The following is a 24,277-nucleotide window of genomic DNA, read 5'->3' on the forward strand; positions in this document are numbered from 1 at the left end:
TCACCACAGAGCCGGCGGCACGCGCGCCGACGGCGTCCAGGACCCAGCACCGCAAGAAGCGCCCGTTGGCCATGGCGGTCCGCGCCATCGGAGCGACTGAGTCTCACGCTTCTGCCCTAGGTCGGTCACCGGCGGTGCGTGTGTCGCAGGAGCCTGCGCAGCAGCCTGCGCGCCGGACGCCATGAGGGCCGAGCCGTGTCCGACAGGGTGGTGTCCGGCCGGGTCAGTGGCAGCTCGGGCACCGGGTGCCGGCGTCCGGCCATCTCCAGCACGCAGTCGCCCGCACGCTCGGGGGTCTCACCGGGTCGCAGAGTGACGCGGAACGGCTGGGGCGGATCGCCGGGCAGTTCGGCAGCGAGCGTGGTCGTGGTTTCGTGGTGTCCGGCGTGAGCGTGCTGGTAGCCCACCACCTTGCCGTCCACGAGCAGCTCGGTCTCGCGTGCGGCATGGCGTGTCTGCACGGTGACGGAGTGACCTTCCACCTCTAGGTGAAAGCGATGGGCGTGGGTCACGACACGACCCCCTGGTCCCTTAGGGCGGCGCGTGCTTCCAGCGTATGCGGCGTTGCACGACGGTGCGGGGTGGGGCCGACGCGACGGTGTGGCATCGGACCGACGCGACGGTGTGGGGACGGCCCGACGCGACGGTGTGGGGTCGGCCCGACGCGACGGTGTGGGGTCGGCCCGACGCGATGGCGCACGCGAACGCGACCAGACCGCTCCGCGACGGAACCCGCATGAGCCGCAACCTGCCGCGGCCGGGGTCGGAGACCTGCCGACAGCCGTCGCGCGGCTCGTGGTCACCCGGTCACGGGCGCGCGCACGTCCGCGATGACGAAACCGCTGCGGGGCCGAGCCGGGATGCGGCGCAGCGGGATGGAGAGGTCCTGCTCAGGCACGGTGTAGTCCAGGCGGGCCAGACGGGTGGCCAGCGCCTCCAGCAGCCCGATGGTGATGCCCTCGCCCGGGCAGCGGTGGTTGGTCGCCGGATCGTCGCCGCCCTGCGGGATCAGCTCGTCGCGCTCGACCGGCCGGTCGAGGAACCGCTGAGGGCGGAAGGCGTAGGGATCGCCCCACAGCTTCTCGTCGTGGTTCTGCCCGTAGACGTCCAGGAGTACGAGTCCTCCGGCCGGAACGTGTTCGCCGTGCCAGGACAGATCGGTGACGGCCCGACCGCCGAGGAAGGGGGCGAAGGGGTAGAAACGCCGGACCTCGTGCGTGAACGCCGCGGTGTAGGCGGCGTCGCCCGACCGCAGCCGTTCCCGATTGTCCGGCCAGCGGTGCAGCGCGTGCGCCGCGAAGGCGACGAACCAGCAGACGGCGGCGGTGGGGCGGATCACGTTGAGCAGCTCGACCGCGGCCGTCCTCGTGTCCAGCGGTTCGCCGGTGCCGTCGGAGTGGCGGCACACCTGCTCCAGGACCGATCCCCGGGGTGCCGTGATCCGGCCGGACCGGACGTCCTCCACCAGCCGGGCCAGCCGCGCCTCCTGCCGGCCGCGGGCGCGCCGGGCCCGCCAGCGGCGCGGACCGGCGGTGGCGAACCCGTCGACCATGGCGACCAGGTCCCGGGCCAGCGGCTCCGACTCGTCCTCGTCCAGGGGGACCCCCGCCCAGCGGCAGATTCCGCGGGTGAGCACCACGCTCGCCTCATCGAGCAGCACGACCCGCCCACGAGCGGCCCAGGAGGGGACCGCCTCGTCCCACGCCGCGGTGACGTGTTCGACGACCCCGGCGATCCGGTCGACCTGCAGCAGGGGCAGGAACAGGGCCTTGCGCGCGTGGTGGGCGTCGCCGTCGAGAGTGTGGACGGCTCCCTGGCCGAACAGGGTGCTCAGCACCGGTCCGGGGAGAGCTCCGTGGCGGCGTACGTGCCGCTCGTCGTAGAAGAATCGCACCGCCTCCGGCCCCCGTACGGCCAGCGTCGGTCGGCCCATGAGCCGGGTCCGCACCACGTGGTCGGGGCTTTCCCGCATGCGGTTGGGCAGCCAGGCGTAGCCCTCGGCCAGAGCGGGCAGCGTGCGGTCCAGGAAGGGACGGCGGAGTGCGTTCATGGCGGATGGGTTCCCCGCGCGCACCGGCCGATACCGCGAAGATCGCCCGGCTGGCTGGAGGGAAGTGCGGCACGGCAGGCGATCACGCCGGCACGACAGGCGACAACGCCGGCCTGCTCGAAGGCCGGGGTTCGGGGTGGTCATGACCAGGATGGAGCGGCACCGTTGAAACCCGAAGACTTCTTTGCGAAGAAGTCTTCGCGAAGAACTGTTTGCGGTCTAGGCTGCGCGGTGTGACTGATGCCAGCGCGCGGCCGGACGGCCCGAACACCCAAGCCGAATCGATCGTTCTGGATGCCAAGGGGCTGCGCGCCCTGGCGCACCCCGTGCGGGTACAACTGCTCGGGCTGCTGCGGAAGTACGGCCCTTCGACCGCGACCCGTCTCGCGGAGCGGCTCGGCGTGAACTCCGGCACGGCCAGCTACCACCTGCGCCAACTCGGCGCGGCCGGCTTCGTGGAGGAGGACACGGAACGCGGCAACGCACGCGAGCGGTGGTGGCGTTCGCTGCACCGCATGACGGAGCTCAAGGACCCGGAGCTGGCCGAGCAAGAGCCCGAAGCCGTGCTGGCCTACCTGCAGTCCGTCACCGCCGCCTACACCCTGCGCACACAGCGGGCGGTCAACGAGCTGCACACGATGCCCCGCGCATGGCGGGACACCTTCGACATGAGCGACTGGGCGCTGCGGCTCACGCCTGAAGAAGCCACCGCCCTGCGCCAGGAGTTGAGGGACGTCGTCGCCCGCTACCGGAGGGACGCATCGGAGGCGGCGGTGACAGCCCCGGAGGGAGCCGAGCGGGTCGCCGTCATCACCCACCTCCTGCCCGAACTGGATGCGCCCGCCGTGCCGGCGCACCCTTCCGCTCCGCAGCAGACGACACGAACGGAGACGTCATGACGGAGGACGCCCAGGGTGGAGGCATACCCGGTGACCGGTCCTTAAGGCCGCTGAGCGGGATCCTGGCGGCCATGGCCGTGTCGCTGACCGGTACTCGGGTCTCCGCCGTGGCGCTGCCCTGGTTCGTGCTCGTCACGACCGGCAGCGCCACCCAGACCGGACTCGTCGCCTTCTGCGAGATGACTCCCTACGTGACGGTCAAGGCGTTCACCGGGCCGCTGGTGGACCGGATCGGCCCGCGGGCCGTCTCCTGGACCACTGATCTGGCCAGCGCGACCGCCGCCGCCGCGGTTCCCCTGTTCCACACCCTGGACCTGCTGTCCTTTCCGCTCCTGCTCCTATTGGTCGCGCTGATTGGCGCGGTGCGCGGCCCCGGCGACCTGGCCAAGGAGGTCATGGTCCCTGAAGCGGCCGAGCGCGGCCGTGTGCCCCTGGAGCGGGCCACCGGTCTGTCCGGTGTGACAGAGCGACTCGCGTCGACCATCGGCCCAGCGGCCGGCGGCGCCTTGGTGGCACTGCTCGGCCCTCTGACGGGGCTCGTCGTCAACGCGGGCTGCTTCGCTCTCGGGTCAGTGATCGTCGCGCTGGCGCTGCCCCGCGGGATGGGCCGTGCGGTCGAGGAAGCCGCCGCCGAGGCCGCGGAGACGGAACCGGGTTACTGGCGGCGATTCGGCGAGGGCTTCACCTTCCTGCGTGGCGAACCGTTGCTGTTGACGGTCATCGTCATGGTCGGGATCACCAACCTGCTCGACGCGGGCTTCAGCACGGTGCTCGTACCCGTCTGGGCCAAGGAATCCGGCAACGGGCCATCCGTGATCGGCCTGATGGGCAGCGTGATGGGAGCCGCCGCGGTGGCAGGGAGCCTGATCGCCGCGCTGACCGCCCACCGGCTGCGGCGCCGGGTGGTGTTCTTCACCGGTTTCCTGCTGGCCGGGGCACCGAGATTCCTGATCCTGGCCTCCGGTACGCCGATGGGAGCGGTACTGGCCGTGTTCGGCGTCAGCGGATTGGGGGCGGGATTCCTGAACCCGGTGCTGGGGGCCATCCTCCTCGAGCGGGTCCCACGCCGGATGCTGGGCCGGGTCAGCGCGCTCGGGGACTCGCTGGCCTGGGCCGGCATCCCCCTCGGCGGACTGGCCGCCGGGGCGGCGGTGGCCTCCGTGGGACTCGCGCCGGTACTGCTCGCCGGCGGGGCCGCGTACTTCCTCACCACGAACCTGACCGGGTTGCGGCCCGAATGGCGCGAGATGGACCGCGCGGGAGGGCCAGACGCTCCGCGCCGGCACTCCGGGGAAGCCGTTGCGCCGGCCGGTAAGACCTCGTGACATGACGATGACGAGGACGGCGGTCCGCATCGTCCGGAACACTGAGCAGAACCCCGTGTAGAAACGCGCCTTGCGGGCCCGTGCCGAAATCAGCACGGGCCCGCGGCATGAACAGCTGAGCAACGCCGGGACCTGCCGGCGGCGAGCCGCGCCCGGCCGACGCGGTTCACCGTCTGCCGGCGGCCTGACGGCCCGGGCTCAGATCAGGTGGCGGGCGAAGAACCGTGCCCCGGCGTCGAGTTCGAACTGCGGGACGCCGGTGTGGCCGCCGAGGTTGGCGTGCAGGGTCTTCTCCTTGGAGCTGAAGGCGTCGAACAGGTCCAGGGCCGCCTGCCGGTCGTTTCCCTCATCGTCCCACTGCAGCAGGACATGCAGCGGAATGGTGACCTGACGGGCCTCCTCGAACATGGCGGTGGGTACGAGACTGCCGGCGAAGAACCCGGCGGCCACGATGCGCGGCTCGACCACCGTGAGGCGGATGCCGATGGAGATCACCCCTCCCTCGTACCCGACCGGGCCGCCGAGTCCGGGCAATCGCAGCAGGGCGTCCAGGGCGGCCTGCCATTCCGGTACCGCCTTCTCGACCAGGGGGAGGACGAGCGCGTCGACGATCTCGTCGCCGACCGGCTCTCCGGCCTCCATGGCCCGGCGCAGATCGGCGCGGGCCTGCTCGACTGCATCCCAGCGGGGGCGTTCACCGCTCCCGGGGAGTTCGATGGTGGCCGCGGAGAAGCCGTACCGCGCCGCGTAGTGCCGGGCCCGGCCGGCCAGCCGGGGGTACATTCTGCGCAGTCCGAGCGGGGGGTGGCCGATCAGGATCAGAGGCGCCGGCGCGGACGCGGACGCGGGCGTCCACAGGATGCCGGGAATGTCGTCGAGGGTGAATTCGCGTTCGAGGACGCCGTCGTCGAGACGCCGTTCAGAAGTGAAGTGCATGGTCGTGCCTTTCGGGAGTGCTCAGGAACGGCGCTCCCGGACGACCTACCGCCCGACCGTGACCCCGGAGGGGAGCACCCATGTCGAAACTGCGTTCACGGGTACCACCTCCTCGTTCTCCAGCACGGCCTACGGAAAGGTAGCAGTGGCCGCGCCGGTCCGCCAAAGGGATTTCCGCGCGGGCTCCACGACCGGACGCCGGCCCGCCGTCATGGCCGAGGATGGACGCATGACAGGGGACGAGGACAGGATCGCGCTGAGTACGCAAGACCTTCGCGAGGTCACCGCGTTCGCCGCGGCGTGCGCGGAGGTGGTGCTCGAGGTGTTCGAGGCCGACCAGCCCGACGACTCGCGACCGCGGGACGCTGTCGGCGCCGCGTGGGAGTTCGCTCGGGGTGGCGGGCGGGGGAGGTCCTTGCGCGACACGGCATGGGCGGCCATGAAGGCAGCCAAGGCCGCGGACACCGCGGCCGCGAGCGAGGCGGCTCGGGCGGCGATGTCCGCGGCGGGCGCCGCCTACTTGCATCCACTGGCCAAGGCCACGCAGGTCAAGCACATCCTCGGAGCGGGCGCCCACGCCGCCAGAGCGGCCGAACTCGTCGCGGGCCACGATCCGGGCGTCGCGGCCGAGCACGTCGAGCGAGCGGTGCGCCACGCGACCCCGGTCGTCGTGGAGGTGCTCAAACGCTTCCCGGCGGCGCCGGTCGGCGGGGGACGGGTCGGTGAACTGATCCGCATGCTGGACGCCGGCCTCCGTCCCCCCACCCCTGCCGAATGACCTCCGACATCCGTACGGCGCCGCCCGCCTGACCACGAACGTCCCCGCACGCGGACAGCGGTCGGCGCCGGACCTCCCATTCGCGGCCCCAGTTGGGGCTCGCGGCTACCGAAAGCCGAGGTGCGGATCGGCGCCGGCCAGTTCCGCGCTGGCGGCCCACAACCGGGCGGCGACGGCCGGGTCGGCCATGTGAGAAGGAATGGGCTCACGCCGGGGTTCGCCGCGCAGACCGAAGACCCTGGGCCCCCACAACTGCCCGCCCCGCACCTGCGAGTCGAGGACGGCACGGACGATGGGCCAAGCGCCGGCGTCCTTGCCCTGCACCAGGAGCGCGGAGGGCAAGGCGCGCAGCCGCTCGCCGGCGGTCGTCACGCTCACCGGCGGACGGGCCGGGGTGAGGGAGTCCAGCGCGCCGCCGGGGTGGGCCACCACACTGAGCACCGTGCTGCCGACGGCACGCAGGCGGCGGTCGAGTTCGAAGCCGAACGACATCTGCGCCAGCTTCGATCGGCCGTAGGTGCGCTTGGGCCGGTAGTCCCGGGTCGACTGCAGATCGCCGAGGTCCAGTCGCTCGGACCGCGCCGCGAAGCTCCCCACCGTGACGACGCGGCCCGCCGGCGCCGCGGACAGCAGGGGGGCCAGCCACTGGGTCAGCGCGAAGTGGCCGAGGTGGTTGGTGCCGAACATCAGCTCGTGGCCTTCCCTGGTCACCTGACGCGGCGGGTCGTCCAGCGCGACCCCCGCGTTGTGGACCACCGCGTCGAGGCGACCGCGGTCCAGCCTGTCCACGGCGGTCCTCAGGGACGAGAGGTCCGCGAGGTCGAGTTGCAGATGCCGCACATCGGCGCCGGGGACGCGCGAACGTATCGAGGCCCGAGCGGCATCCGCCTTCGCGCGGTCCCGGCTGCCGAGCACGACGACGGCGCCGGTGGCGGCGAGCTGCTCCGCGACGAAGTAGCCGATCCCGGCGTTGCCACCGGTGACCAGGAACGTTTTTCCCTCGGCGGACGGCAGCCGGTGAACGTCCCACGACCGGCTCTGGGATGCGGAAGACACGATGACAGCTCCTTGCGCTCTCGGGCGGCGTGCTCATCGCGAGCACCGCCAACACACCGAAGATCGCAACCACCGCCGACATCCCGCCGACAGATCACGCGCACGGCCGACAGACTCCCGACACCCCTGACGGCGAACCGCACCGGCTCCTACGGCGTGTGCCGCCCGACCAAGTCCCGGGCGACGTCGCGGGCGTGGCCGAGGGGGTCCGGGAAGACGCTCAGACCGTGTGCGACGAGCCCCCCTTCGTGCAGGAGCATCAGTGTCCGGCCGAGGCGCTCGGCCCTTTCCGGGTCGACTTCGCGGGCGAGGTCGGTGAACAGGGCGAGCATCCAGCGCTTCTGCTCGGCGATGACCGCGTACGCGGGGTGGGAAGGGTCGCTGATCTCGGCGTGGGCGTTGACCATGCCGCACCCCCTGGAGCCGTGCTCGGCCGACCAGGCGCGCGCGGCGTCGAAGACGGCCAGGACGCGGCCGCCGGGGTCGCCCCCGGCGGCGTCGAGGCGCTGGGCGAGGAAGGAGCGCCAGCGCTGGTCGCGGTCGGTCAGGTACGCCACGACGATCTGCTCCTTGGAGCCGAAGCGGTCGTAGAGCGTCTTCTTCGTCACCCCGGCCTCGGCGGCGATGAGGTCCACGCCGACGGCGTGGATGCCGCGCTCGTAGAAGAGCCTGCCAGCCGTGTCCAGGATCCGTTGTGCGGCGGGGGTCATGCCACTTCGTCGCCGGTGCGATGCGTCCACCCCCTCACTATAGACCGATCTGTATAGTTCACTGGGTATACCGGTCTGTATAGCAGGAGGTGTGGTGTGAACGTTCTCCTCTCGGCTGCTCTCGTCGTCTGCTGGAGTTCGGGTTTCATCGGAGCCAAGCTCGGCGCCGGCAGCGCCTCCGCGGTCACGATCCTGATGTGGCGGTTCCTGCCACTCGCCCTGCTCCTGATCGCCACGGCCCCCTTCACCCGAGCCTCGTGGCGGGGGCTGTCCCCGCGCGCGCTGGGCAGGCAGGTCCTCATCGGCCTGCTGTCCCAGAGCGGCTACCTGCTCGCGGTGTACGTCGCCATCCAGCACGGGGTCTCCAGCGGCACCACCGCGCTCATCGACGGCGCCCAGCCGCTCGTCGCAGGGGCGCTCGCCGGACCGCTGCTGCGGCAGTACGTGTCCCGCGGGCAGTGGCTCGGCCTGGTGCTGGGGCTGACCGGCGTCGTAGTGGTCGCGGCGGCGGACGCCGGATCCGGCGCGGACGCCCCCGGGTGGGCCTACCTGGTGCCCTTCCTCGGGATGTTCTCGCTCGTCGCCGCGACGTTCCTCGAAGGCCGAACCCGCACACCGGCGCCTCCCTCGGTGGCGCTGACGGTCCACTGCACCGTCAGCGCCGTCGTCTTCAGCGTCCTCGCTCTTTCCGTGCGGGCTGCGCAGCCGCCCGCCGAGGCGTCGTTCTGGATCGCGGTCACCTGGCTCGTCGTCCTGTCGACGTTCGGCGGCTACGGCATCTACTGGCTCGTCCTGAAACGCTCAGGGGTCGCCAGGGTCAACACCCTCATGTTCCTCATGGCCCCGGTCACCGCGCTCTGGGGAGCCCTCATGTTCCGGGAACCCTTCGGCGCGCAGTCCGCCTGCGGGCTGTTGATCGGCCTCGCGGCAGTCGCCGTCGTCCACCGCGGCGCACCGGGAACCGCGAGGCGCAGGGCCCCAGTTGGCTCCAGCGCACGCCAGCCGTAACTGCCCGGCTCCGTCTACGACTTCGGCGTCGACGGCGACAATTGTCCGCGGAGGCCCCGTGGTCGAACCGCGTGCCCACCGGACGAGGGATGACCAGTGCGGTCAGTCGCGGCCCCGCAGTGGTGGGACCGCGGGTACTTCGATGGCGTTGTCGATGTCCGCCTCGGTCAGCTTGAAGGCCTCCGGGTAGGCGTCGCGCCGGGTGCGGCGGGCGGGTTCGATGGTCCGCCAGGTGTACAGGCAGCGACCGCACTGGAGCACGTCCCACACTCCGGGGACGGGTGACGTGGCGATCCGGGTGACGGTCTCGAAGGCGCACCTGGGGCACTCAACTGCTGTGTCATTCACGAGAGTTGTCCTATCGGGGGTACTACGGGGACTCAGTGGCGGGCCGCGAGCAGCCGCTGCAGGCGGGCAGCCCACTCGGCGGTCTCGGGCAGGTCCTTGGCCGGCGTGGAGAAGTTGCCGCGGACGTCGGGGGCGACCGGCGTCGTCGCGTCGGTGATCATCTTGCTGGTGATGCCGGCGGGCTGGGCGGCGGGCGCGAGTTCCAGGACCGAGAGGTTCGGGATGACGACGACGTCGTCCTTCGGATTGACCTTGGCGGACATGGCCCACATGACCTGCGGCAGGTTGAACGGATCGACGTCCTCGTCCACCAGGATCACCTGGGACACGTAGCCGAGGCCGTGCGGTGTCGTCATGGCCCGCATGGCGACGGCCTTGGCGAAGCCGCCGTACCGCTTCTTCGTCGAGATGATCACCATGAGGCCGTGCGTGTACATGGCGTTCACGGCCTGGACCTCGGGGAACTCGGCGCGCAACTGCTTGAGGAGCGGCACGCAGGTGTTGGGTCCGACGAGGTAGTCGCACTCGGTCCACGGCATGCCGAGGTACAGCGACTCGAAGACCGGGTTCGTACGGTACGAGACTCGGTCCACACGGATGACGGGCATGCGGCGCCCGCCCGAGTAGTGGCCCGTGAACTCGCCGAAGGGGCCTTCGATCTGGCGCTTGCGCGACTCGATGACGCCCTCGATGACGACTTCGCTGCCCCACGGCACGTCGAACCCGGTGAGCGGAGCCGTGGCGATCGGGGCGGGCGCGCCGCGCAGCGCGCCCGCCATCTCGTACTCGCTCTTGTCGTACGCCATCGGCATCCCGGCGACGATCGCCATCACGGGGTCATTGCCGAGGGTGATGGCGATCGGCAGGTCCTCGCCCGCCTCCTCGGCCTTGCGCAGATGCTGGGCGACGTCGTGCATGGGCACGGGCTGGATGGCGAGCCGGTCGCGGCCGATGACCTGGATGCGGTACGTGCCCACGTTCTGCTTGCCGAAGTTCTCCGGGTCCTCGGGGTCGCGGGAGACGACGGCGGCCTTGTCGAGGTAGAAGCCCCCGTCGCCGTCGTTGAGGCGGAAGAGGGGCAGGACGGAGAAGAGGTCGACGCCGTCACCCTCCTGGTGGTTCTCCCGCCAGGGCGCGTCCTCGCGGCGCTCCGGCGGGACGGGGAAGGCGTCCCAGCGGCGGGCGAACTCCTCGACCTGCTCCTTGACCGGCGTGTTGCGCGGCAGCCCGAGGGCGAGCGCGTGGTTGGCCCAGGAGCCGTGCACGTTGAGGGCGATGCGGGCGTCGGTGAAGCCCTTGACCTGGTCGAAGTACAGGGCGGGGGCGTTCTCGCCGATGCGGCCGGTGGCGTTGGCGGCGGCCGCGAGATCGGGTTCGGGCAGTACCTCTTCGGTGATGCGCAGCAGCTGGCCCTCCGCCTCCAAGGTGCTGAGGAAGCTGCGCAGATCGTCATGGGCCATGATGAAGTCCTTTACGGGGTGGATGAGCTCAGGCGGCGTCGGCCGAGGACCGGGAGGCGGTACGGGCCGCGCGCATACCGGCCCAGCGCTTGGCCGCGGGCGCGGGCAGGTCGAACTGGTCGAGGATGCGGGCCACGACGTGGTCCACGATGTCGTCGACGGTGCGTGGGTCGTTGTAGAAGGCGGGCATGGGGGGCACCAACTGCACGCCCATGCGGGCCAGGTCGAGCATGTTCTGCAGATGGATCTCGCTCAGCGGCGATTCCCGCGGGACGAGGACGAGCTTGCGGCGCTCCTTGAGGGTGACGTCGGCGGCGCGGGCCACGAGCCCCTCGGCGTAACCGGTCCTGATCCCGGCGAGGGTCTTCATGGAACAGGGCACGATCACCATGCCGTCGGTGCGGAAGGACCCGGAGGAGATGGTGGCGCCCTGGTCGTCGGGGTGGTGCGTGACGTCGGCGAGCGCGGACACGTCGGCCACGGACCGGCCGGTCTCCAGCTCGATGGTGGCGCGCGCCCACCGGGACAGCACCAGATGTGTCTCCACGTCCGGCAGCTCCCGCAGCTGCTCCAGGAGACGGACACCGAACGGGGCTCCCGTCGCCCCGGTCATTCCCACGACCAATCGCACCGGACCACTCCTCACACTTCGCTGACCTGTGCTTTTACGCTAGGCGGCAGTGAGGGGCGGGTGGCGGTATCCTCGGGACTCACGATGGGGAAAAACGGACAGCCTGAGGTGCGGGATCTGGCCTACACCCCGACCGTGGGCGCCGCGGCCGGGTTGGAGGTGATGGAACTCTCCGACCTCTACGAGCGCTCACGCCGTCACGGCAACGACCCCTATGCGCCGCTGCGGCCGGCCTTCCACCAGCTGATCGCCGTTCGCGCACGGCCCCTGCGGATGTGGGTGGACTTCGTCGAGCACGAGCTGCGTCCCGGAGCGTGGCTGTGGATCCGGCCGGGCCAGGTGCAGCGGTTCGGCCCCGACCTGGTGGCGGCGGACGGGGTGGTCGTGCTGTTCCAGCCGGGCTTCCTCCCGCCGGCCACGGTGACGGCGGCGCACATGGACCCGCCGTACGAGCAGCGTCCGACGACCCCGGAGGGCCCGGCGGTGGAGGGCCTGCGGCGGGCGCTCGACCACCTCGCCTACGAGTACCGGGCGATGGCCTCGCTGCCTCTGTCGGTGCACGCGGACGTGCTGCGCGCGCTGCTTTCCGTGCTCGTGGTGCGGCTCGCACAGGCACGTGGCCCGGCGCCCTGTCCGGCGCCGACGTCGGAGACGTTCCGTCGCTTCCACGCGGCCGTCGAGCGGGACCACGCGGTGACCCGGCGTGTGGAGGACTATGCGGCGGCGCTCGGCTACAGCCCGCGGACCCTGACCCGCGCGACGCTGGCGGCGACCGGCCGCACCGCCAAGCAGTACGTCGACGACCGGGTGCTCCTAGAGGCGAAACGCCTGCTGCGGCACAGCGGCCTCCCCGCGAAGGAGGTCGCGGACCGGCTCGGGTTCACCGACGCAAGCGACTTCACCAAGTTCTTCCGGCTGCGGACGGGCCTGACGCCGGGCGCGTTCCGCGAGGACCCGTCGCCGCGTCGGCGGAACGGGCACCACGAGACGGCATCCTGAACGCTCGCGCTTCCCTCCTCCTCGTCAACGGCAGCCGACGTGATGCCGTAAAGCCGTAAGGGGCCTCCCTTTTCAGGGAGGCCCCTTACGGCAAGGGGAAATGATGTGACGTCAGTGATCGAAAGCGTCCTTGACCTTTTCCTTGGCCTCACGAGCATCACCAGTGCTCTTCTGCGCCTGTCCCTCGGTGGCCATGCGCTCGTTCCCGACGGCGCTTCCGAGGGCCTCCTTGGCCTTGCCCTCAGCCTGCTCGGTCTTCGCCTTGGCCTTTTCGCCGGCAGTCATGGAACACGCCTCCTCGTAGTTGCTGTACCGCTGTCGCGGTAATCCGCTCGTGCCCCGGCATTCTCTGTGCAAACAAGGAGCCCGCCAGGTGAATGAGCACGTTAACGACGAGGGACCCCGGTGAGCATCGGGGTCCTCGTGCCGCAGCGAGTCATGGCGTCCATGTCGGGCAGCGCCCTGCTCAGGCCGATGCCTTGGACTGCGGCTCGCTGTCCTGGGCGCGCAGTCGCTCGTTGATGCGCCTGGCTTCTTCGAGTTGGTCTTCGAGGATGACGATGCGGCAGGCGGCCTCTATGGGGGTGCCTTGATCGACGAGTTCGCGGGCGCGGGCGGCGATGCGCAGCTGGTAACGGGAGTAGCGGCGGTGACCGCCTTCGGAGCGCAACGGGGTGATCAGGCGATGTTCGCCGAGGGCGCGGAGGAAGGCGGGGGTGGTGGAGAGCATCTCGGCGGCCCGGCCCATGGTGTAGGCGGGGTAGTCGTCGTCGTCGAGGTTGTCGACGGGACGGTGACTGACAGGGGGCATAGACCTCTTCTTTCGGGAACGCGTCGGGGGGCCCGGGTGCCGTACTGGCACCCGGGCCCCGAGCTTTCAACACCATCTACCGGCGACTGCGCCGGCCTTCTGTGTCCGCAGAGTCCGCCTGGGAGGGCGGGGGCTGCGGGGATCGCGGATGCGTGACCGGGGACCACCTTCCAATCCGGGGCCTGCGGTACCCGGGCGGACTCCTGCTGCCCGGGCGATCCTGATGGCGTTCTGCTCCTCACCTTCGGTTACTCGGTTGTACTGCTTGGGTACCGCGGGTGCTGCTCACGGTCACTGCGGACCGTGTCCTTCTCGGCCTGCTTGCACGGCAGTTCGTGTCTGCCGTGCCCACTTCGACTTCCTGGGTACGACAAGAGAGTAACCCTGAGATCCGCCAATGTCTACCTCCGTCACGACAGATTTCCTCTGTGGGCTGTGAGTGGACATCGACCTTGGATGCACACGAAAGAGTGATGCCAAAGGGTGTGTTCCAGCTCGGCGGGCGCACGCTGACTGGGCCGGACGGCCCAGGCGATACAGGCGGGGTGGGGGAGCGGGGCCTACATGGAGGCGACGCGACGGCCAGGCCGATCCGACGTCGAGCGCTCAGCGCTTGGTCTCATACCTGGTCAGGATCACGCCGCCCGGGAACGTCCGGGTCTCCAGCAGGGTCAGGTTCACCCAGTTGCCCAGTGCCGTGAAGAACGGCGTGCCGCCGCCCACCAGGACCGGATGGGTGACGATCGCGTACTCGTCGATCAGCCCGGCCCGCATGGCCGACGCGGCGAGTGTGGCGCCGCCGATGTCCATAGGACCGCCGTCCTCGGCCTTGAGCCTGGTGATCTCGGTGACCGCGTCGCCGGTGACCAGACGGGTGTTCCAGTCGACCGTGCTGGTCGTGGAGGAGAACACCACCTTCGGCATGTCCCGCCAGCGGCCGGCGAACTCGACCGCCGCAGGTGCGGCACCGGGCTGCTTGTCGGCGGTCGGCCAGTGGGTGCTCATCGTCTCCCACAGCCTGCGCCCGTACAGCGCCAGGCCCGTCGCGTCCACCCGGTCGGACCACCACTGGAACAACTCGTCGCTCGGCACGCTCCAGCCGAGGTCGTCGCCGGGCGCGGCGATGTAACCGTCCAAGCTCATGCTCATGGCAAAGGTCAGTTTTCGCATGGCGTCAGCCTCCCGTGAGTCGGTATTCGGCGTACAGACCAACACGGCGCGGCGAAATCATCGGTCAGCGATCTTGCATCGCCGCTTCCAGGTTCGGGCCGGGGGCGAACTGACTCAGGGCACTGCGTTCTTGAGGCCGGCACCAGGACCGGAGCAGCCGCGTCTCCCTCAATGCTGCTCTGGCCATGCTTGCTCAACCGGTATGGGTCACCAAGGCATCGATGAGCTCGGGCCAGAGTTCCCGCGGGCGATCGTGGCCCATGTCGGGGACCAGCAGGAGTTCGGCGCCGGGCACCAGCTCCGCGGTGCGTTTCCCGCCACTGGGGTCGATCAGCGTGTCGTCCAGGCCGTGGATCACCAGCGTCGGCACCCGCAGCTCACGCAGTGCGTCCGCACGTGGACCGCTGAGGATCATCGCACCGAGCTGCCGCCCGATCCCCCCGGGGTAGTAGGCACGGTCGTAGCTCGCGGCGGCCAGCTCACGCAGCATCGCGGCGTCGCCGTATCGCTTGGAGGCCCACACCAGCTCCCGCTCCGCCGCCGCGACGTACCCCTCGCGGTCCGCGGGCTTGGGACTGAACAGCACCGTCTGGGCCTCCGGGCTGGACTGGCCGTATTCGCTCTCGCCGGTCGAGGACATCATGTACGTCAAGGTCAGCACCCGCTCCGGGCAGGAGAGGGCCATCACCTGGGCGATCATCCCTCCCATCGAGGCGCCGACCACGTGGGCGCGTTCGACACCGAGCGCGGTGAGCAGGCCGAGGGCGTCGCCCGCCATGTCGAGAAGCCGATAGGGAACCATGGCGAGGGCGGCGGGAACGTGTGCTCCTCGGCCGGCGGCGCTCCGGTGGATGCGCTCAGGCAGGCGCCGTCACTTCCCGGGCGGGCTCGCGAGTGGCTGCCCGGCGGGGTTCGGGGCGCCAGGTGGCGACAAGGGCGGCGGCCAGAAGCAGTTCGGCGATGTCGCCGCCGTAGTACATGATCTCCGCGCCTGCCTGGACCTGGGGGATGGGTGCGTGGATGTCGACCCAGAATCCGCCGTACATCATCTGGGCGATGACCGCGTGGGCCGCGATCGCGACGCCGAGGTAGACCAGCCGCGCGCGCACGGTCGGCCGGGAAGGAGCGGGGTCGGGACCGGCGATGACGTAGGCGAACAGGCATCCGGACAGCAAGAAGTGCGCGTGCAGCAGCCAGTGGGCCGCCGGAGTGTTCATGGTCGCGTTGTACAGGGGGGTGAAATAGAGGACCGCGAGGCCGCCCGTGGAGAGCGCCAGTGCGACCGCTGGATGGGCGATCACCCGGACGGGCGGGCTGTGCAGCACCGTGGTCAACTGCCTGCCCCGGGCTGCGGGCAGGGTGCGCAGCAGGAGGGTGACGGGGGCCGCCAGGACGAGCGCGAGGGGCGCGTACATGCCGATGAGCATGTGCTGGGCCATGTGGCCGCGGAAGTCCTCGTGCGCGAAGGGCGCCACGGGCGGCAGCAGCGCGGTGCCGATCAGGAGGACGCCGCTCAGAAAGCCGGCCGTCCGCCACCGGCTCCAGCCCAGGGCCGGGTTGCGGTGGCGGGCGCGGTGGGCCAGGAACAGGTAGGTGCCGGCGGCGGCCAGCAGGGCGAGCGTGGGCAGCAGCCACGCCAGGACGCTGCTGCCCGCGTCGTGCCCGTGAGCGGGCATGTCGTGGTGCATCAGGCTCGCCGCCCCTCACTCCGCCCGGCCGGGGCGCCTGGGTCGAATGGCTGTCCGCTGCGCTGCAGCAGGTAGCCGCCGATCAGGAGCAGGCCGCCGAAGACTAGGAATCCGGCGTCCCACCATGCCTGGTAGGGGCCGCCGCGGACGTGGTGGATGCCCAGGATCTGGTGGTCCAGGAGGCCCTCGACCAGGTTGAACAGGCCCCAACCGGTCAGGATCCAGCCCCACAGGACCCGTGATGTCCACACCGCCCGCCGGTTGTGCGTGACCCGGGAGTACAGGATCGCCAGCCCCGTCAGGACGGCGATCCAGCACACGGCGTGGAAGACGCCGTCCCACACGGTGTTCATCTCCAGCCCGGACACCGTCTTCGGGTTGTAGTACTTCACCCCGATGTGGTCGTGGTTGGTGCTGGTGAGCATGTGGTGCCACTGCAACAGCTGGTGGAGCAGGATGCCGTCGACGAAGCCGCCGAGCCCCACCCCGAGCACGATCCCCGGTAACTGGATACTCGCCGGCTGTGCCGTGCCGGCGCGGGCCTCGTCCATTGTGGTGGCCATCGTCTCCGCTCCCGCTGGTTGGCGTCTGCTGAAGGTGCCTCAGCCGAAGGTTCCCCTCTCGGTCGCACTCACGCGCCTGCATTCCCGCCATCCGGCCCAGCCTGAGCAGCGTCCCGAGCTCACGCCCCGAGCTGGTGATCGGTGGTGGCGCGATGGGGCTGTCGAAGGCGCTGGCTCGCGCCACAAGTGTTCGATCGATTCCCAGGCGCTGGGGATGTGCCGTGCGGTCCGCTCGAGCCCGGGCCCCATGAACCGGGACACCGCAGTGTTCGTCGGCTGGGATGACCACGTCGGCCAGAGCGCGGCTGGCGAAGGGAGTGTAGAACTCGGATCAGACACTGAGCCTCTGTAACAGGCATCATGAGCCCGTGGGGATAGACGTGGAGCTGCACTCAGCACGGCCGACGCGTAACTGGCGCAAGTCCCGAGCGACGCTGCTGCAGACTTCGTACGGGCACGGGGACGCGTTGGCCGATGCGATCGGCTCGCTCCGGTTGCTCGGAGTTCCTGGGCGGCTGACCGCCGTGGACCCCTACGGGGATGCTCTGATGAACGAGCAGGGGGCTGCCGTTGCTCTCGGTGAGATCCCCGGTCTACGGCAACGGTGTACCGATGAGCGTCAGCTCGCCGCCCTGGACGACCTTGCAAGGTTGCTGGAGCAGTGCGCCAGCACTCCAGGCAGCTGTCTGTGGTTCCAGGGCGACTGAAGCCCGTGTCCCATCCGTGCCCGACAGGCCGGGACTCATGGGGAACCACGGTCACCAGCGGGCACCACGGATGGTCAAGGGCCCCCGACTGACATTCCTGGTCAGGGGCCGTTTCTCGGTGTGGGGGAGTCGGGATTCGTGGTGCTCATCGGCGGTAGGCGGCGGCGCCGACGGCGGGCAGGAGGGCGAGGGAGAGGGCGCCGCCGGTCAGCGCGAGGGCGGGGTAGCCGGTGGCGGCGACGATGACGCCGGAGGCCATGCCGCCGGTGGCACCGGCGATCGCGATGGAGACGTCTACCAGGCCCTGGGTCTTGGCGCGGGTGGCCAGTGGCACGGTGTCGGTGAGGATCGCGGTGCCTGCCACGAGGCCGAAGTTCCAGCCCAGGCCGAGCAGGGCGAGGGCGAGCGCGAGGAGGGCGACGGAGTCGGCGGGCGCGGCAGCGGCCAGGACGCCCGCGGTGAGCAGGGTGATGCCCGAGACGGCGGCGATCTTCATGCGCCCGTAGCGGTCGACGAGCCAGCCGGTGAGCGGTGAGGGCAGGTACATGGCGCCGATGTGGACGGCGATGACGAGGCCGGAGGCGGTGGTGCCGTGACCGTGGTCGTGCATGTGGACCGGCGTCATCGTCATGATCGCGACCATGACCAGCTGGGTGAGGACCATGACCAGGGCGCCGAGGACCACGCCTCCGCGACCCTCGCTCGTGTCGGTGGCGCCGACGCCGGCCGGGTCGGTCGCGGCGTCAGCTTCCTTCGCCTGGGCGACGGAGCGGGCCAGGAGCAGCGGGTCGGGCCGCAGCCACAGGGTGAGGACGAGCGCGGCCAACGCATAAGCAGTGCCGGAGAGGAGGAACGGTCCGGCGAGATTCGGGATACCGAGGTGCTCGGCGAAGGCGCCTGTAGGGGCGGCAAGGTTGGGTCCGGCGACGCCGCCGAGGGTGGTGGCGACCAGAACGGTGGAGACAGCGCGGGCGCGGTGGCCGGGTGCGGCGAGGTCGGCTCCGGCGTAGCGGGCCTGGAGGTTGGTGGCGGTGCCGGCGCCGTAGACGAACAGGCCGAGGAACAGCAGGAGGGGGTTGTCCAGAACGGCTGCGGTGATGACGCCGGCCGAGCCGATGGCGCCGGTGAGATAGCCGCCGGCGAGGCCGGGACGGCGGCCTCTCGCCTGGGAGACGCGGCCGACGGCGACGGCGGTGAGCGCGGATCCGGCGGTGATCAGGGCGCTGGGCAGTCCGGCGAGGCTGGTGGAGCCGAGCATGTCCTGGGCGAGGAGGGCGCCGACGGTGACGCCGGCGGCGAGACCTGCGCCGCTGAGAATCTGTGAGGCGACCAGAACCCGCAGGATGCGGCGCTGGGACAGAGCGGCATCGGGTATGTGGATCGTTGCGTGGGTGGGTGCGTGCGGGGTCATTTCCTCTTCCGGGGCAGGGCTGCAAGCGTGGCGACGTTGACGGCCCGGATCAGGTTCGGTGGGTCATATCGGGATCGGTGGGTCGTAGGGCAGTGTGCGGGGTGGGGCGTCGGCTGACATCGGGGGAGCGGGGCGGGCGCGGTGATCAGGTTGTCGGTGTTCTCCAGTGCCGTCAGCACGAATTGTGCAGCTCTTTCCCCTGCGGCTGGGGCGCCTTCGACGTGTCCGGCGTACTCGACACCAGCGCCCCGCACGCCTACCTGCGCTGGTGCAACGCCCACGCCCGCCACCGCGACGTCCTGCCCGCCGGACGCAAAGAACGCGCCCGCATCCGAAGCGAGGCAGGCGTTCGCCAGGGCGGCCGTTCCCTCGCCACCGCGGCGTCACGACCAGGCGAACTCATGCGGTCACTGCAGGAGCGAGGGACAGCGCGCCCGGCAAGCACCCGCTCTTACGCGTTCGACCAGCCCCGCTCGCAGAGCACGAGCCGGTAACCGTCCGGATCCTCGACCGTGACGCCCCACCGGTTCCAGTACGGGTTCGGCGACGGCACCCGCTTGCCGCCGTGCTCCTCCAGACGGGTGACCAGGTCGTCGGGCACCGGGCCGTCGACGTAGATCACCAGCAGGTCCTCCTCGGTGGGCCTGGGCTCGACGGGCCGGGCGGGCTCGTGGACCAGCTCCAGATGCCAGTCGGCATCCGGCCAGCCCACCATCAGCAGGTCGTGCCCACCGGGTTCCGACCCGCCCTCGGCCCGCCACACCACACAGAGTCCCAGCCCCCGCACCCAGAACCGCTCGGCCACCGCCAGGTTCCGGGAAGGCCGAGCGATGCGGATGTGACTACGACCGTTGACGGGCATCGTGACCTCTTCCTGAGCTGCCGATTCCTGCTCGGCAGCCTAGGTATCAGGCTCTCGCGCGACCATCGGCCGATCGCCCTGGACCACAAGTCCTAGTTCCGTGACCGGAATCCCGCCGGGCCTCACGAGCCGGTGAACCCTTCCGGTCGCAGCACCAGCGCTGCCGACCCTCTCCGGCGATGCTCACGACCCTCGGGGTCACCTCGGCTCGTCAGCCGTACAGCCAGGGGACGGTCCGCTCGATGACCCATCGGCGTCCAACACCTCCACCCCGGCTCACTTCGTGCACCAGACTTGCCTTCGTTTCCTCACGGAGAAGGGACGCCAGGCATGGCCAACAGCGCACTTCTGGTGATGGACGTCCAACGGGACGTCGTGGCCATCGCCGACGACGGTTCCGGATACCTGGCGCGCTTGCGCAAGGCGATCGACGGTTCCCGGGCTGCTGGCATCCCCGTGATCTACGTGGTGATGAGGTTACGGCCGGGCGATCCGGAGGTCAGCCCTCGCAACAAGGTGATCACAAACGTTGTGCGGGCCGGCCTGTTCACCGAGGGTGCCCCTGGCACCGAGATCCATCCCGACGTCGCACCCCAGCAGGGAGACGTCGTGGTTACCAAAAGGCGGGGAAGCGCGTTCTCGGGCGGCGACCTCGACCTGGTCCTCAGGGCCCGCAACATCGACAGCCTTGTTCTCACCGGCATCGCCACCAGCGCTGTCGTGCTCTCCACCCTTTGGCACGCCATTGACCTGGACTTCGGCCTCACTGTCCTGGCGGACGCCTGCCTCGACACCGACCCCGAGGTGCACACCATGCTCACCGAGAAACTGTTCCCGCAGTGGGCGGATGTCGTCGCCGTCGACGACTGGCTCAAAACCATCGCACCGCAATAGCGGTCACTCTCCGCCGACTCCGGGCGCTGTCCGCTGTCGGGTCCGGATCCGGGTCCGGCGGCGGGCCGCCTACCTCAGTCTTCGAAATATTTCGACGCACTCGTGCCCGATACCTTGTCAGAGCAACGCGCCTCTCCTACCTTTCCTGCGACGTGGTGGGAGCGCTCCCAAGATCGGCTGGCGCGTCGCGCTCTCCGCCCTCCACCCCCTGTGAGAGGACCTCCGTGCGAATTTCCCACGAACTCTGACAACGTTATCCAGGAGGGAAGATGAAGAATCCACTCAGGAAAAAGCGGGTTCGGGCAGCGGCCCTCGCCGCCACCGGTCTGCTGGCGCTGCTGGGTCAGTTATTCGGCGCAACCGGCACCGCGCAGGCCGCCACGGCCGGCATCCACGTCAGCAACGGCCGGGTGGTCGAGGGCAACGGCTCGGACTTCGTGATGCGCGGGGTCAGCCACGCATACGTCTGGTACCCCGGACAGACCAGTGCCATCGGCGACATCGCGGCCAAGGGATCCAACACCGTCCGTGTGGTCCTCGGCGGCGGCAATCGCTGGACGAAGACCAGCGCCGCCGAAATCTCCACCATCATCGGCCAGTGCAAGCAGCACAAGCTCATCTGCGTACTGGAGGACCACGACACCACTGGCTACGGCGAGGACAGCGCCGCCGCCTCACTGGACCAAGCGGTCGCCTACTGGAAGAGCGTCAAGAGCGCCCTTGACGGTCAGGAGAGCTACGTCGTCATCAACATCGGCAACGAACCCTGGGGCAACAACAACACCGGACAATGGACCAGCGCCACCCAGAGCGCCATCGGCCAGATGCGTGCAGCCGGCTTCCACCACGCCCTGATGGTCGACGCGCCCAACTGGGGCCAGGACTGGTCGGCCACGATGCGTAACAACGCCTCTACCGTCCTGGCCTCCGACCCCGACCACAACACCATCTTCTCAGTGCACATGTACGGGGTCTACAACAGCGCCGACAAGGTGAACGGCTACCTCAACTCCTTCGTCAACGCCCACTTGCCCATTGTCATCGGCGAGTTCGGCTTCAAACACAGCGATGGCGACGTCGAAGAGGACACCATCATGGCCACAGCGCAGTCCAAAGGCCTCGGCTACCTCGGTTGGTCCTGGAGCGGCAACGGCGGTGACGTCTCCTACCTCGACATGGTCAACGGGTTCAACCCCGGCTCGATGACCACCTGGGGCAGCCGCATCTTCGACGGCGTCAACGGCATTGCCTCCACCGCGCGGATCGCCACCGTCTACGGGGGCGGCGGCACGGGCGGTGGCGGCACGGCGCCGAACGGCTATCCGTACTGTGTCAACGGCAGCGCCTCGGACCCCGACGGCGACGGCTGGGGCTGGGAGAACAACGCCTCCTGCGTCGTCCGCGGCAGCCGCGCCGACTGAGCCGCCACCCCCAGAGGGGCGCGGCGCCGTGCCGCGCCCCTTCACCCCTGCACCGCCCCCACGACACCGGTGCGCAAGCCCGGCGGCAGCGCGGTCGCCGCATCGAGCAGCCCTTGCTGCATCCTCCGGGTCACCAAGATCGCGAACCAAGCTGCGTTCAGGTAGACGAACTGCACGGCCCCGGCGAAGGCGCTGATCGCGTCCGCGCGCCTGCTCTCGGTCGCGCGGATCGGGCCGTAACCAGCGTGTTCGGGCCGCGGTCGCGGGCCGCGGAAGCGCTGCGGGAAGAGGGCTTCAGCGTGCCCCTCTCCACCGAGCAGTATGAGGCTGATCGGGTGACGATGGAGATGTAAGGACGTTACGACGCTGCTCCGAAAAGGAGGCAGGTGCCATGACATCTCCTTCCGATTCCCATGGCTCCGTGCCACCAAGCGACACCAAACCTCAAGAAGGCCCGCTGGCCGAAGGCATGTCCGCCGTGGCGAATCTGGGCTGGCAGATCTTGCTCACCATGGGCCTGGCCACCATTGCTCTGGGTGTCATCGCCCTGGTCTGGCCGGGCGAGACACTGCGCGTCGTCGGCATACTCTTCGGTGTCTACCTGCTGGCCACCGGTGTATTCCAACTAGCCGCCGCGTTCGGCACCCACGTCGCCCGGCACCTTCGCGTGCTGCACTTCGTCGCCGGCGCGGTCTCCATCCTGCTGGGACTGATCTGCTTCCGGGGCACCTTGCAGTCCATCTTCCTGCTTGCCCTGTGGATCGGCTTCAGTTGGCTGATGCGCGGGACCCTGGAGACGGTCGCTGCGGCCTCCGATCAGACCATGCCGGCGCGCGGCTGGCACGTGGCCTTCGGCATCATCGGCACTCTGGCCGGGATCGTGATGATCGTCATGCCGTTCGCTTCCATCGCGACGCTCACCCTCGTAGCGGGCGTCATGGCCATAGTCCTGGGTCTCACCGAAGTGGTCCGCGCCATCACGACACGCGTCGAGATCGGCCGCCTGGCTTCCAGCACGCCCACGCAGCGGCGCCCCCTGTTCCACACACGTCCGCATCCGCAGCACTGATCGGGTCCAGTCCCGGATGGCGCCTGCACTGGCCCCGAAGTCGGGGCTGGTTGGCCAGAGGAGTGTCAGACTTCGGTTCGGAAGCGGGGTGTTGCCTGTGGAGGGGAACCAGGATTGAGTCTGGAGATCGAGAGCCGTCCGTCGGAACTGCCGTACATAGAGCGGGTGTGGCGCAGTCGCAGCGGAGACGTCAGCGCGATCATGTCGGTCGCGACGTCGCACTGGGAGCTGGTGTTCTGGGAACACCGCGGCGAGGTGCGGGCGGCGGTGCTGGGGCCGGAGGCGAAGGCGTCTCGTGCGCCGGTCCCGCGGGATGCCGTCTTCTTCGGGATCAGTTTCGCGTTGGGCACCTCGATGCCGCACATTCCGGACAGCCGGCTGGTGGGCGGCAATGCGGCGATCCCCGACGTGACGAGGCGGTCGCTGTGGCTGAAGGGGTCGGCCTGGCACGTTCCCGACTTCCACAACGCCGAGGCATTCGTGCTGCGGATGGTGCGAGAGGGCATCGTGGACCTGGATCCGACCGTTGCCGCGGTACTCGGCGGCGCGGCCCCGGATGTCTCCGCTCGAACTCTGCAGCGGCGCTTCGTCGCGGCGACCGGCCAGACACAGGGCGCCATCCGGCAGGTCCACCGGGCCCGCCAGGCAGCCGTGCTGATCCAGGAGGGGATACCGGCCCACGAGGTCGTGCACCGGCTTGGGTACTTCGACCAGCCGCACCTGGCGCGTTCTCTGAAGCGGTACGTGGGGCGAACCGCCACGCAACTGGGCGCGCCGGATGCGGCGGAGCCGCTGTCGCTTCTGTACAAGACCTGCCCATGGGCGCCTGCCTAGGTTTTTGCCGTAGTCGACGGGGCGGCCCAGTGGCCGCAACAAGCCACGGCCCCGGATCACCGCGGAGGAATCATGCGCAAGGTTGTCTCAGGTCTTTTCATGTCGCTCGACGGTGTCGTACAGGCCCCCAACGAATGGCAGTTCGAGTTCGACGAGGAGATGGGCGCGACACTGGCCGGCACGCTGGAGAGCGCCGACACGATCCTGCTGGGTGGGAAGACGTTCACCGAGTGGGCCGGATACTGGCCGACGGTGACCAGCGGTGAGGACGCCGATTTCGCGAAGTGGATCAACGAGTCGCCCAAGTACGTCGTCTCCTCGACACTGGACAGCGTCGACGACTGGGCGAACAGCACGCTGATCAAGGGTGACCTGGCGGCTGCGGTCAATGAGCTCAGGGCGGCCGAGGGCAAGGACATCACCGTGGCGGGCAGCCCGACGCTGGTGCGCTCTCTGCTGGAACTGGACTTGCTGGACGAACTCGTGCTCCTGATCCACCCGGTGGTGGCCGGCGAGGGCCGCAAGAAGCTGTTCGCCGACGACACAGCGTTGAAGAAGCTGCGGCTGGCGAGCGCCCGGCCGACCAGCAGCGGGGTGATCATCGCGACCTACCGCCCGGGACGTTGAGCCAGCGGCACTATAAGGCT

The 24,277-nt window shown here is 69.8% G+C and carries 26 protein-coding genes and 2 pseudogenes; 11 read left to right on the top strand and 17 right to left on the bottom strand.

What is annotated here, in order from left to right; all coding sequences use genetic code 11:
* Positions 1 to 125: 125 nt before the first annotated feature.
* Positions 126 to 461, bottom strand: coding sequence for a hypothetical protein (locus TNCT1_RS36000; RefSeq protein WP_216856639.1), 336 nt, complete (start codon positions 459 to 461; stop codon positions 126 to 128).
* Positions 462 to 799: 338 nt separating this feature from the next.
* A complete protein-coding gene (locus TNCT1_RS17945) occupies positions 800 to 2,050 on the bottom strand; it encodes a cytochrome P450 (RefSeq protein WP_143633124.1) in 1,251 nt (416 codons plus the stop codon).
* A 233-nt stretch (positions 2,051 to 2,283) separates the two neighbouring features.
* Between TNCT1_RS17945 and TNCT1_RS17950 the strand changes: the two genes are divergently transcribed.
* Complete coding sequence (locus TNCT1_RS17950; protein WP_143633128.1) at positions 2,284 to 2,949, top strand: transcriptional regulator; 666 nt, start codon at positions 2,284 to 2,286, stop codon at positions 2,947 to 2,949.
* Entirely contained in the window at positions 2,946 to 4,274 is a 1,329-nt protein-coding gene (locus TNCT1_RS17955) for an MFS transporter (RefSeq protein WP_143633130.1), read from the top strand. Before TNCT1_RS17950 ends, TNCT1_RS17955 begins: the two co-directional genes overlap by 4 nt.
* A gap of 198 nt (positions 4,275 to 4,472) precedes the next feature.
* Here the strand turns inward: TNCT1_RS17955 and TNCT1_RS17960 are convergent, their stop codons facing one another.
* Positions 4,473 to 5,210: an alpha/beta hydrolase gene (locus tag TNCT1_RS17960; protein ID WP_143633132.1), complete on the bottom strand. Its 738-nt coding sequence runs from the start codon at positions 5,208 to 5,210 to the stop codon at positions 4,473 to 4,475.
* 229 nt (positions 5,211 to 5,439) lie between these two features.
* On the opposite strand from TNCT1_RS17960, the gene TNCT1_RS17970 reads away from it, so the two are divergent.
* On the top strand, positions 5,440 to 5,988 hold the full coding sequence (locus TNCT1_RS17970) for a putative immunity protein (protein WP_143633134.1): 549 nt from the start codon (positions 5,440 to 5,442) through the stop codon (positions 5,986 to 5,988).
* Between the two features lie 105 nt (positions 5,989 to 6,093).
* Here the strand turns inward: TNCT1_RS17970 and TNCT1_RS17975 are convergent, their stop codons facing one another.
* Positions 6,094 to 7,044 (bottom strand): SDR family NAD(P)-dependent oxidoreductase, encoded by a 951-nt coding sequence (locus tag TNCT1_RS17975; RefSeq protein WP_143633136.1) that lies wholly within the window; start codon positions 7,042 to 7,044, stop codon positions 6,094 to 6,096.
* Positions 7,045 to 7,193: 149 nt separating this feature from the next.
* A complete protein-coding gene (locus tag TNCT1_RS17980) occupies positions 7,194 to 7,754 on the bottom strand; it encodes a TetR/AcrR family transcriptional regulator (RefSeq protein WP_143633328.1) in 561 nt (186 codons plus the stop codon).
* A 96-nt stretch (positions 7,755 to 7,850) separates the two neighbouring features.
* On the opposite strand from TNCT1_RS17980, the gene TNCT1_RS17985 reads away from it, so the two are divergent.
* Positions 7,851 to 8,762, top strand: coding sequence for a DMT family transporter (locus tag TNCT1_RS17985; RefSeq protein WP_143633138.1), 912 nt, complete (start codon positions 7,851 to 7,853; stop codon positions 8,760 to 8,762).
* Positions 8,763 to 8,864: 102 nt separating this feature from the next.
* On the opposite strand, the gene TNCT1_RS17990 is transcribed toward TNCT1_RS17985, so the two are convergent.
* From TNCT1_RS17990 to TNCT1_RS18000, 3 genes are read right to left on the bottom strand one after another with little or no spacing between them, the layout of a single operon-like run.
* Positions 8,865 to 9,110 carry a non-oxidative hydroxyarylic acid decarboxylases subunit D gene (locus tag TNCT1_RS17990; protein WP_143633140.1) on the bottom strand — a complete coding sequence of 82 codons (246 nt, stop codon included), beginning with the start codon at positions 9,108 to 9,110 and terminating at the stop codon, positions 8,865 to 8,867.
* Between the two features lie 32 nt (positions 9,111 to 9,142).
* Positions 9,143 to 10,570 (bottom strand): non-oxidative hydroxyarylic acid decarboxylases subunit C, encoded by a 1,428-nt coding sequence (locus TNCT1_RS17995; RefSeq protein ID WP_143633142.1) that lies wholly within the window; start codon positions 10,568 to 10,570, stop codon positions 9,143 to 9,145.
* A 28-nt stretch (positions 10,571 to 10,598) separates the two neighbouring features.
* Positions 10,599 to 11,201, bottom strand: a complete 603-nt coding sequence (locus TNCT1_RS18000; RefSeq protein ID WP_143633144.1) for a non-oxidative hydroxyarylic acid decarboxylases subunit B — start codon at positions 11,199 to 11,201, stop codon at positions 10,599 to 10,601.
* A gap of 84 nt (positions 11,202 to 11,285) precedes the next feature.
* Here TNCT1_RS18000 and TNCT1_RS18005 point away from each other — a divergent pair, with 84 nt between their 5' ends.
* The gene (locus TNCT1_RS18005) at positions 11,286 to 12,200 is read left to right on the top strand and encodes an AraC family transcriptional regulator (RefSeq protein ID WP_143633146.1); all 915 of its coding nucleotides are present in this window, start codon (positions 11,286 to 11,288) and stop codon (positions 12,198 to 12,200) included.
* 111 nt (positions 12,201 to 12,311) lie between these two features.
* Here TNCT1_RS18005 and TNCT1_RS18010 read toward each other — a convergent pair whose 3' ends face one another.
* From TNCT1_RS18010 to TNCT1_RS18045, 7 genes and pseudogenes are all read right to left on the bottom strand, one after another.
* Positions 12,312 to 12,485 carry a CsbD family protein gene (locus TNCT1_RS18010; RefSeq protein WP_143633148.1) on the bottom strand — a complete coding sequence of 58 codons (174 nt, stop codon included), beginning with the start codon at positions 12,483 to 12,485 and terminating at the stop codon, positions 12,312 to 12,314.
* A gap of 181 nt (positions 12,486 to 12,666) precedes the next feature.
* Entirely contained in the window at positions 12,667 to 13,011 is a 345-nt protein-coding gene (locus tag TNCT1_RS18015) for a MerR family transcriptional regulator (protein ID WP_143633150.1), read from the bottom strand.
* Between the two features lie 606 nt (positions 13,012 to 13,617).
* Positions 13,618 to 14,181 carry a dihydrofolate reductase family protein gene (locus TNCT1_RS18020; RefSeq protein ID WP_143633153.1) on the bottom strand — a complete coding sequence of 188 codons (564 nt, stop codon included), beginning with the start codon at positions 14,179 to 14,181 and terminating at the stop codon, positions 13,618 to 13,620.
* Positions 14,182 to 14,374: 193 nt separating this feature from the next.
* Positions 14,375 to 15,001 (bottom strand): annotated as a pseudogene (locus TNCT1_RS18025) (alpha/beta fold hydrolase); the annotation flags it as partial.
* 37 nt (positions 15,002 to 15,038) lie between these two features.
* A complete protein-coding gene (locus TNCT1_RS18030) occupies positions 15,039 to 15,857 on the bottom strand; it encodes a cytochrome c oxidase assembly protein (protein WP_235902686.1) in 819 nt (272 codons plus the stop codon).
* Between the two features lie 11 nt (positions 15,858 to 15,868).
* Positions 15,869 to 16,432, bottom strand: a complete 564-nt coding sequence (locus TNCT1_RS18035) for a DUF2243 domain-containing protein (RefSeq protein ID WP_143633160.1) — start codon at positions 16,430 to 16,432, stop codon at positions 15,869 to 15,871.
* An 852-nt stretch (positions 16,433 to 17,284) separates the two neighbouring features.
* Positions 17,285 to 18,550: an MFS transporter gene (locus tag TNCT1_RS18045; protein WP_143633165.1), complete on the bottom strand. Its 1,266-nt coding sequence runs from the start codon at positions 18,548 to 18,550 to the stop codon at positions 17,285 to 17,287.
* 233 nt (positions 18,551 to 18,783) lie between these two features.
* On the opposite strand from TNCT1_RS18045, the pseudogene TNCT1_RS36820 reads away from it, so the two are divergent.
* A pseudogene (locus TNCT1_RS36820) lies at positions 18,784 to 18,933 on the top strand (IS630 family transposase); the annotation flags it as partial.
* Between the two features lie 68 nt (positions 18,934 to 19,001).
* Here TNCT1_RS36820 and TNCT1_RS18055 read toward each other — a convergent pair.
* On the bottom strand, positions 19,002 to 19,412 hold the full coding sequence (locus TNCT1_RS18055) for a VOC family protein (RefSeq protein WP_143633167.1): 411 nt from the start codon (positions 19,410 to 19,412) through the stop codon (positions 19,002 to 19,004).
* Between the two features lie 330 nt (positions 19,413 to 19,742).
* On the opposite strand from TNCT1_RS18055, the gene TNCT1_RS18060 reads away from it, so the two are divergent.
* Complete coding sequence (locus TNCT1_RS18060) at positions 19,743 to 20,306, top strand: cysteine hydrolase family protein (RefSeq protein ID WP_143633169.1); 564 nt, start codon at positions 19,743 to 19,745, stop codon at positions 20,304 to 20,306.
* Positions 20,307 to 20,575: 269 nt separating this feature from the next.
* Positions 20,576 to 21,727, top strand: a complete 1,152-nt coding sequence (locus TNCT1_RS18065; RefSeq protein ID WP_143633171.1) for a cellulase family glycosylhydrolase — start codon at positions 20,576 to 20,578, stop codon at positions 21,725 to 21,727.
* A 41-nt stretch (positions 21,728 to 21,768) separates the two neighbouring features.
* Here TNCT1_RS18065 and TNCT1_RS36675 read toward each other — a convergent pair whose 3' ends face one another.
* Positions 21,769 to 21,903 carry a hypothetical protein gene (locus TNCT1_RS36675; RefSeq protein ID WP_268894175.1) on the bottom strand — a complete coding sequence of 45 codons (135 nt, stop codon included), beginning with the start codon at positions 21,901 to 21,903 and terminating at the stop codon, positions 21,769 to 21,771.
* A 215-nt stretch (positions 21,904 to 22,118) separates the two neighbouring features.
* Here TNCT1_RS36675 and TNCT1_RS18070 point away from each other — a divergent pair, with 215 nt between their 5' ends.
* From TNCT1_RS18070 to TNCT1_RS18080, 3 genes are all read left to right on the top strand, one after another.
* Positions 22,119 to 22,796, top strand: a complete 678-nt coding sequence (locus tag TNCT1_RS18070) for an HdeD family acid-resistance protein (protein ID WP_143633173.1) — start codon at positions 22,119 to 22,121, stop codon at positions 22,794 to 22,796.
* 114 nt (positions 22,797 to 22,910) lie between these two features.
* Complete coding sequence (locus TNCT1_RS18075; protein ID WP_143633175.1) at positions 22,911 to 23,630, top strand: helix-turn-helix domain-containing protein; 720 nt, start codon at positions 22,911 to 22,913, stop codon at positions 23,628 to 23,630.
* A gap of 72 nt (positions 23,631 to 23,702) precedes the next feature.
* Entirely contained in the window at positions 23,703 to 24,257 is a 555-nt protein-coding gene (locus TNCT1_RS18080) for a dihydrofolate reductase family protein (protein ID WP_143633177.1), read from the top strand.
* Positions 24,258 to 24,277: the final 20 nt, after the last annotated feature.

The organism is Streptomyces sp. 1-11, assembly GCF_007176755.1.
In the GTDB taxonomy this organism is placed as follows: Bacteria; Actinomycetota; Actinomycetes; order Streptomycetales; family Streptomycetaceae; genus Streptomyces.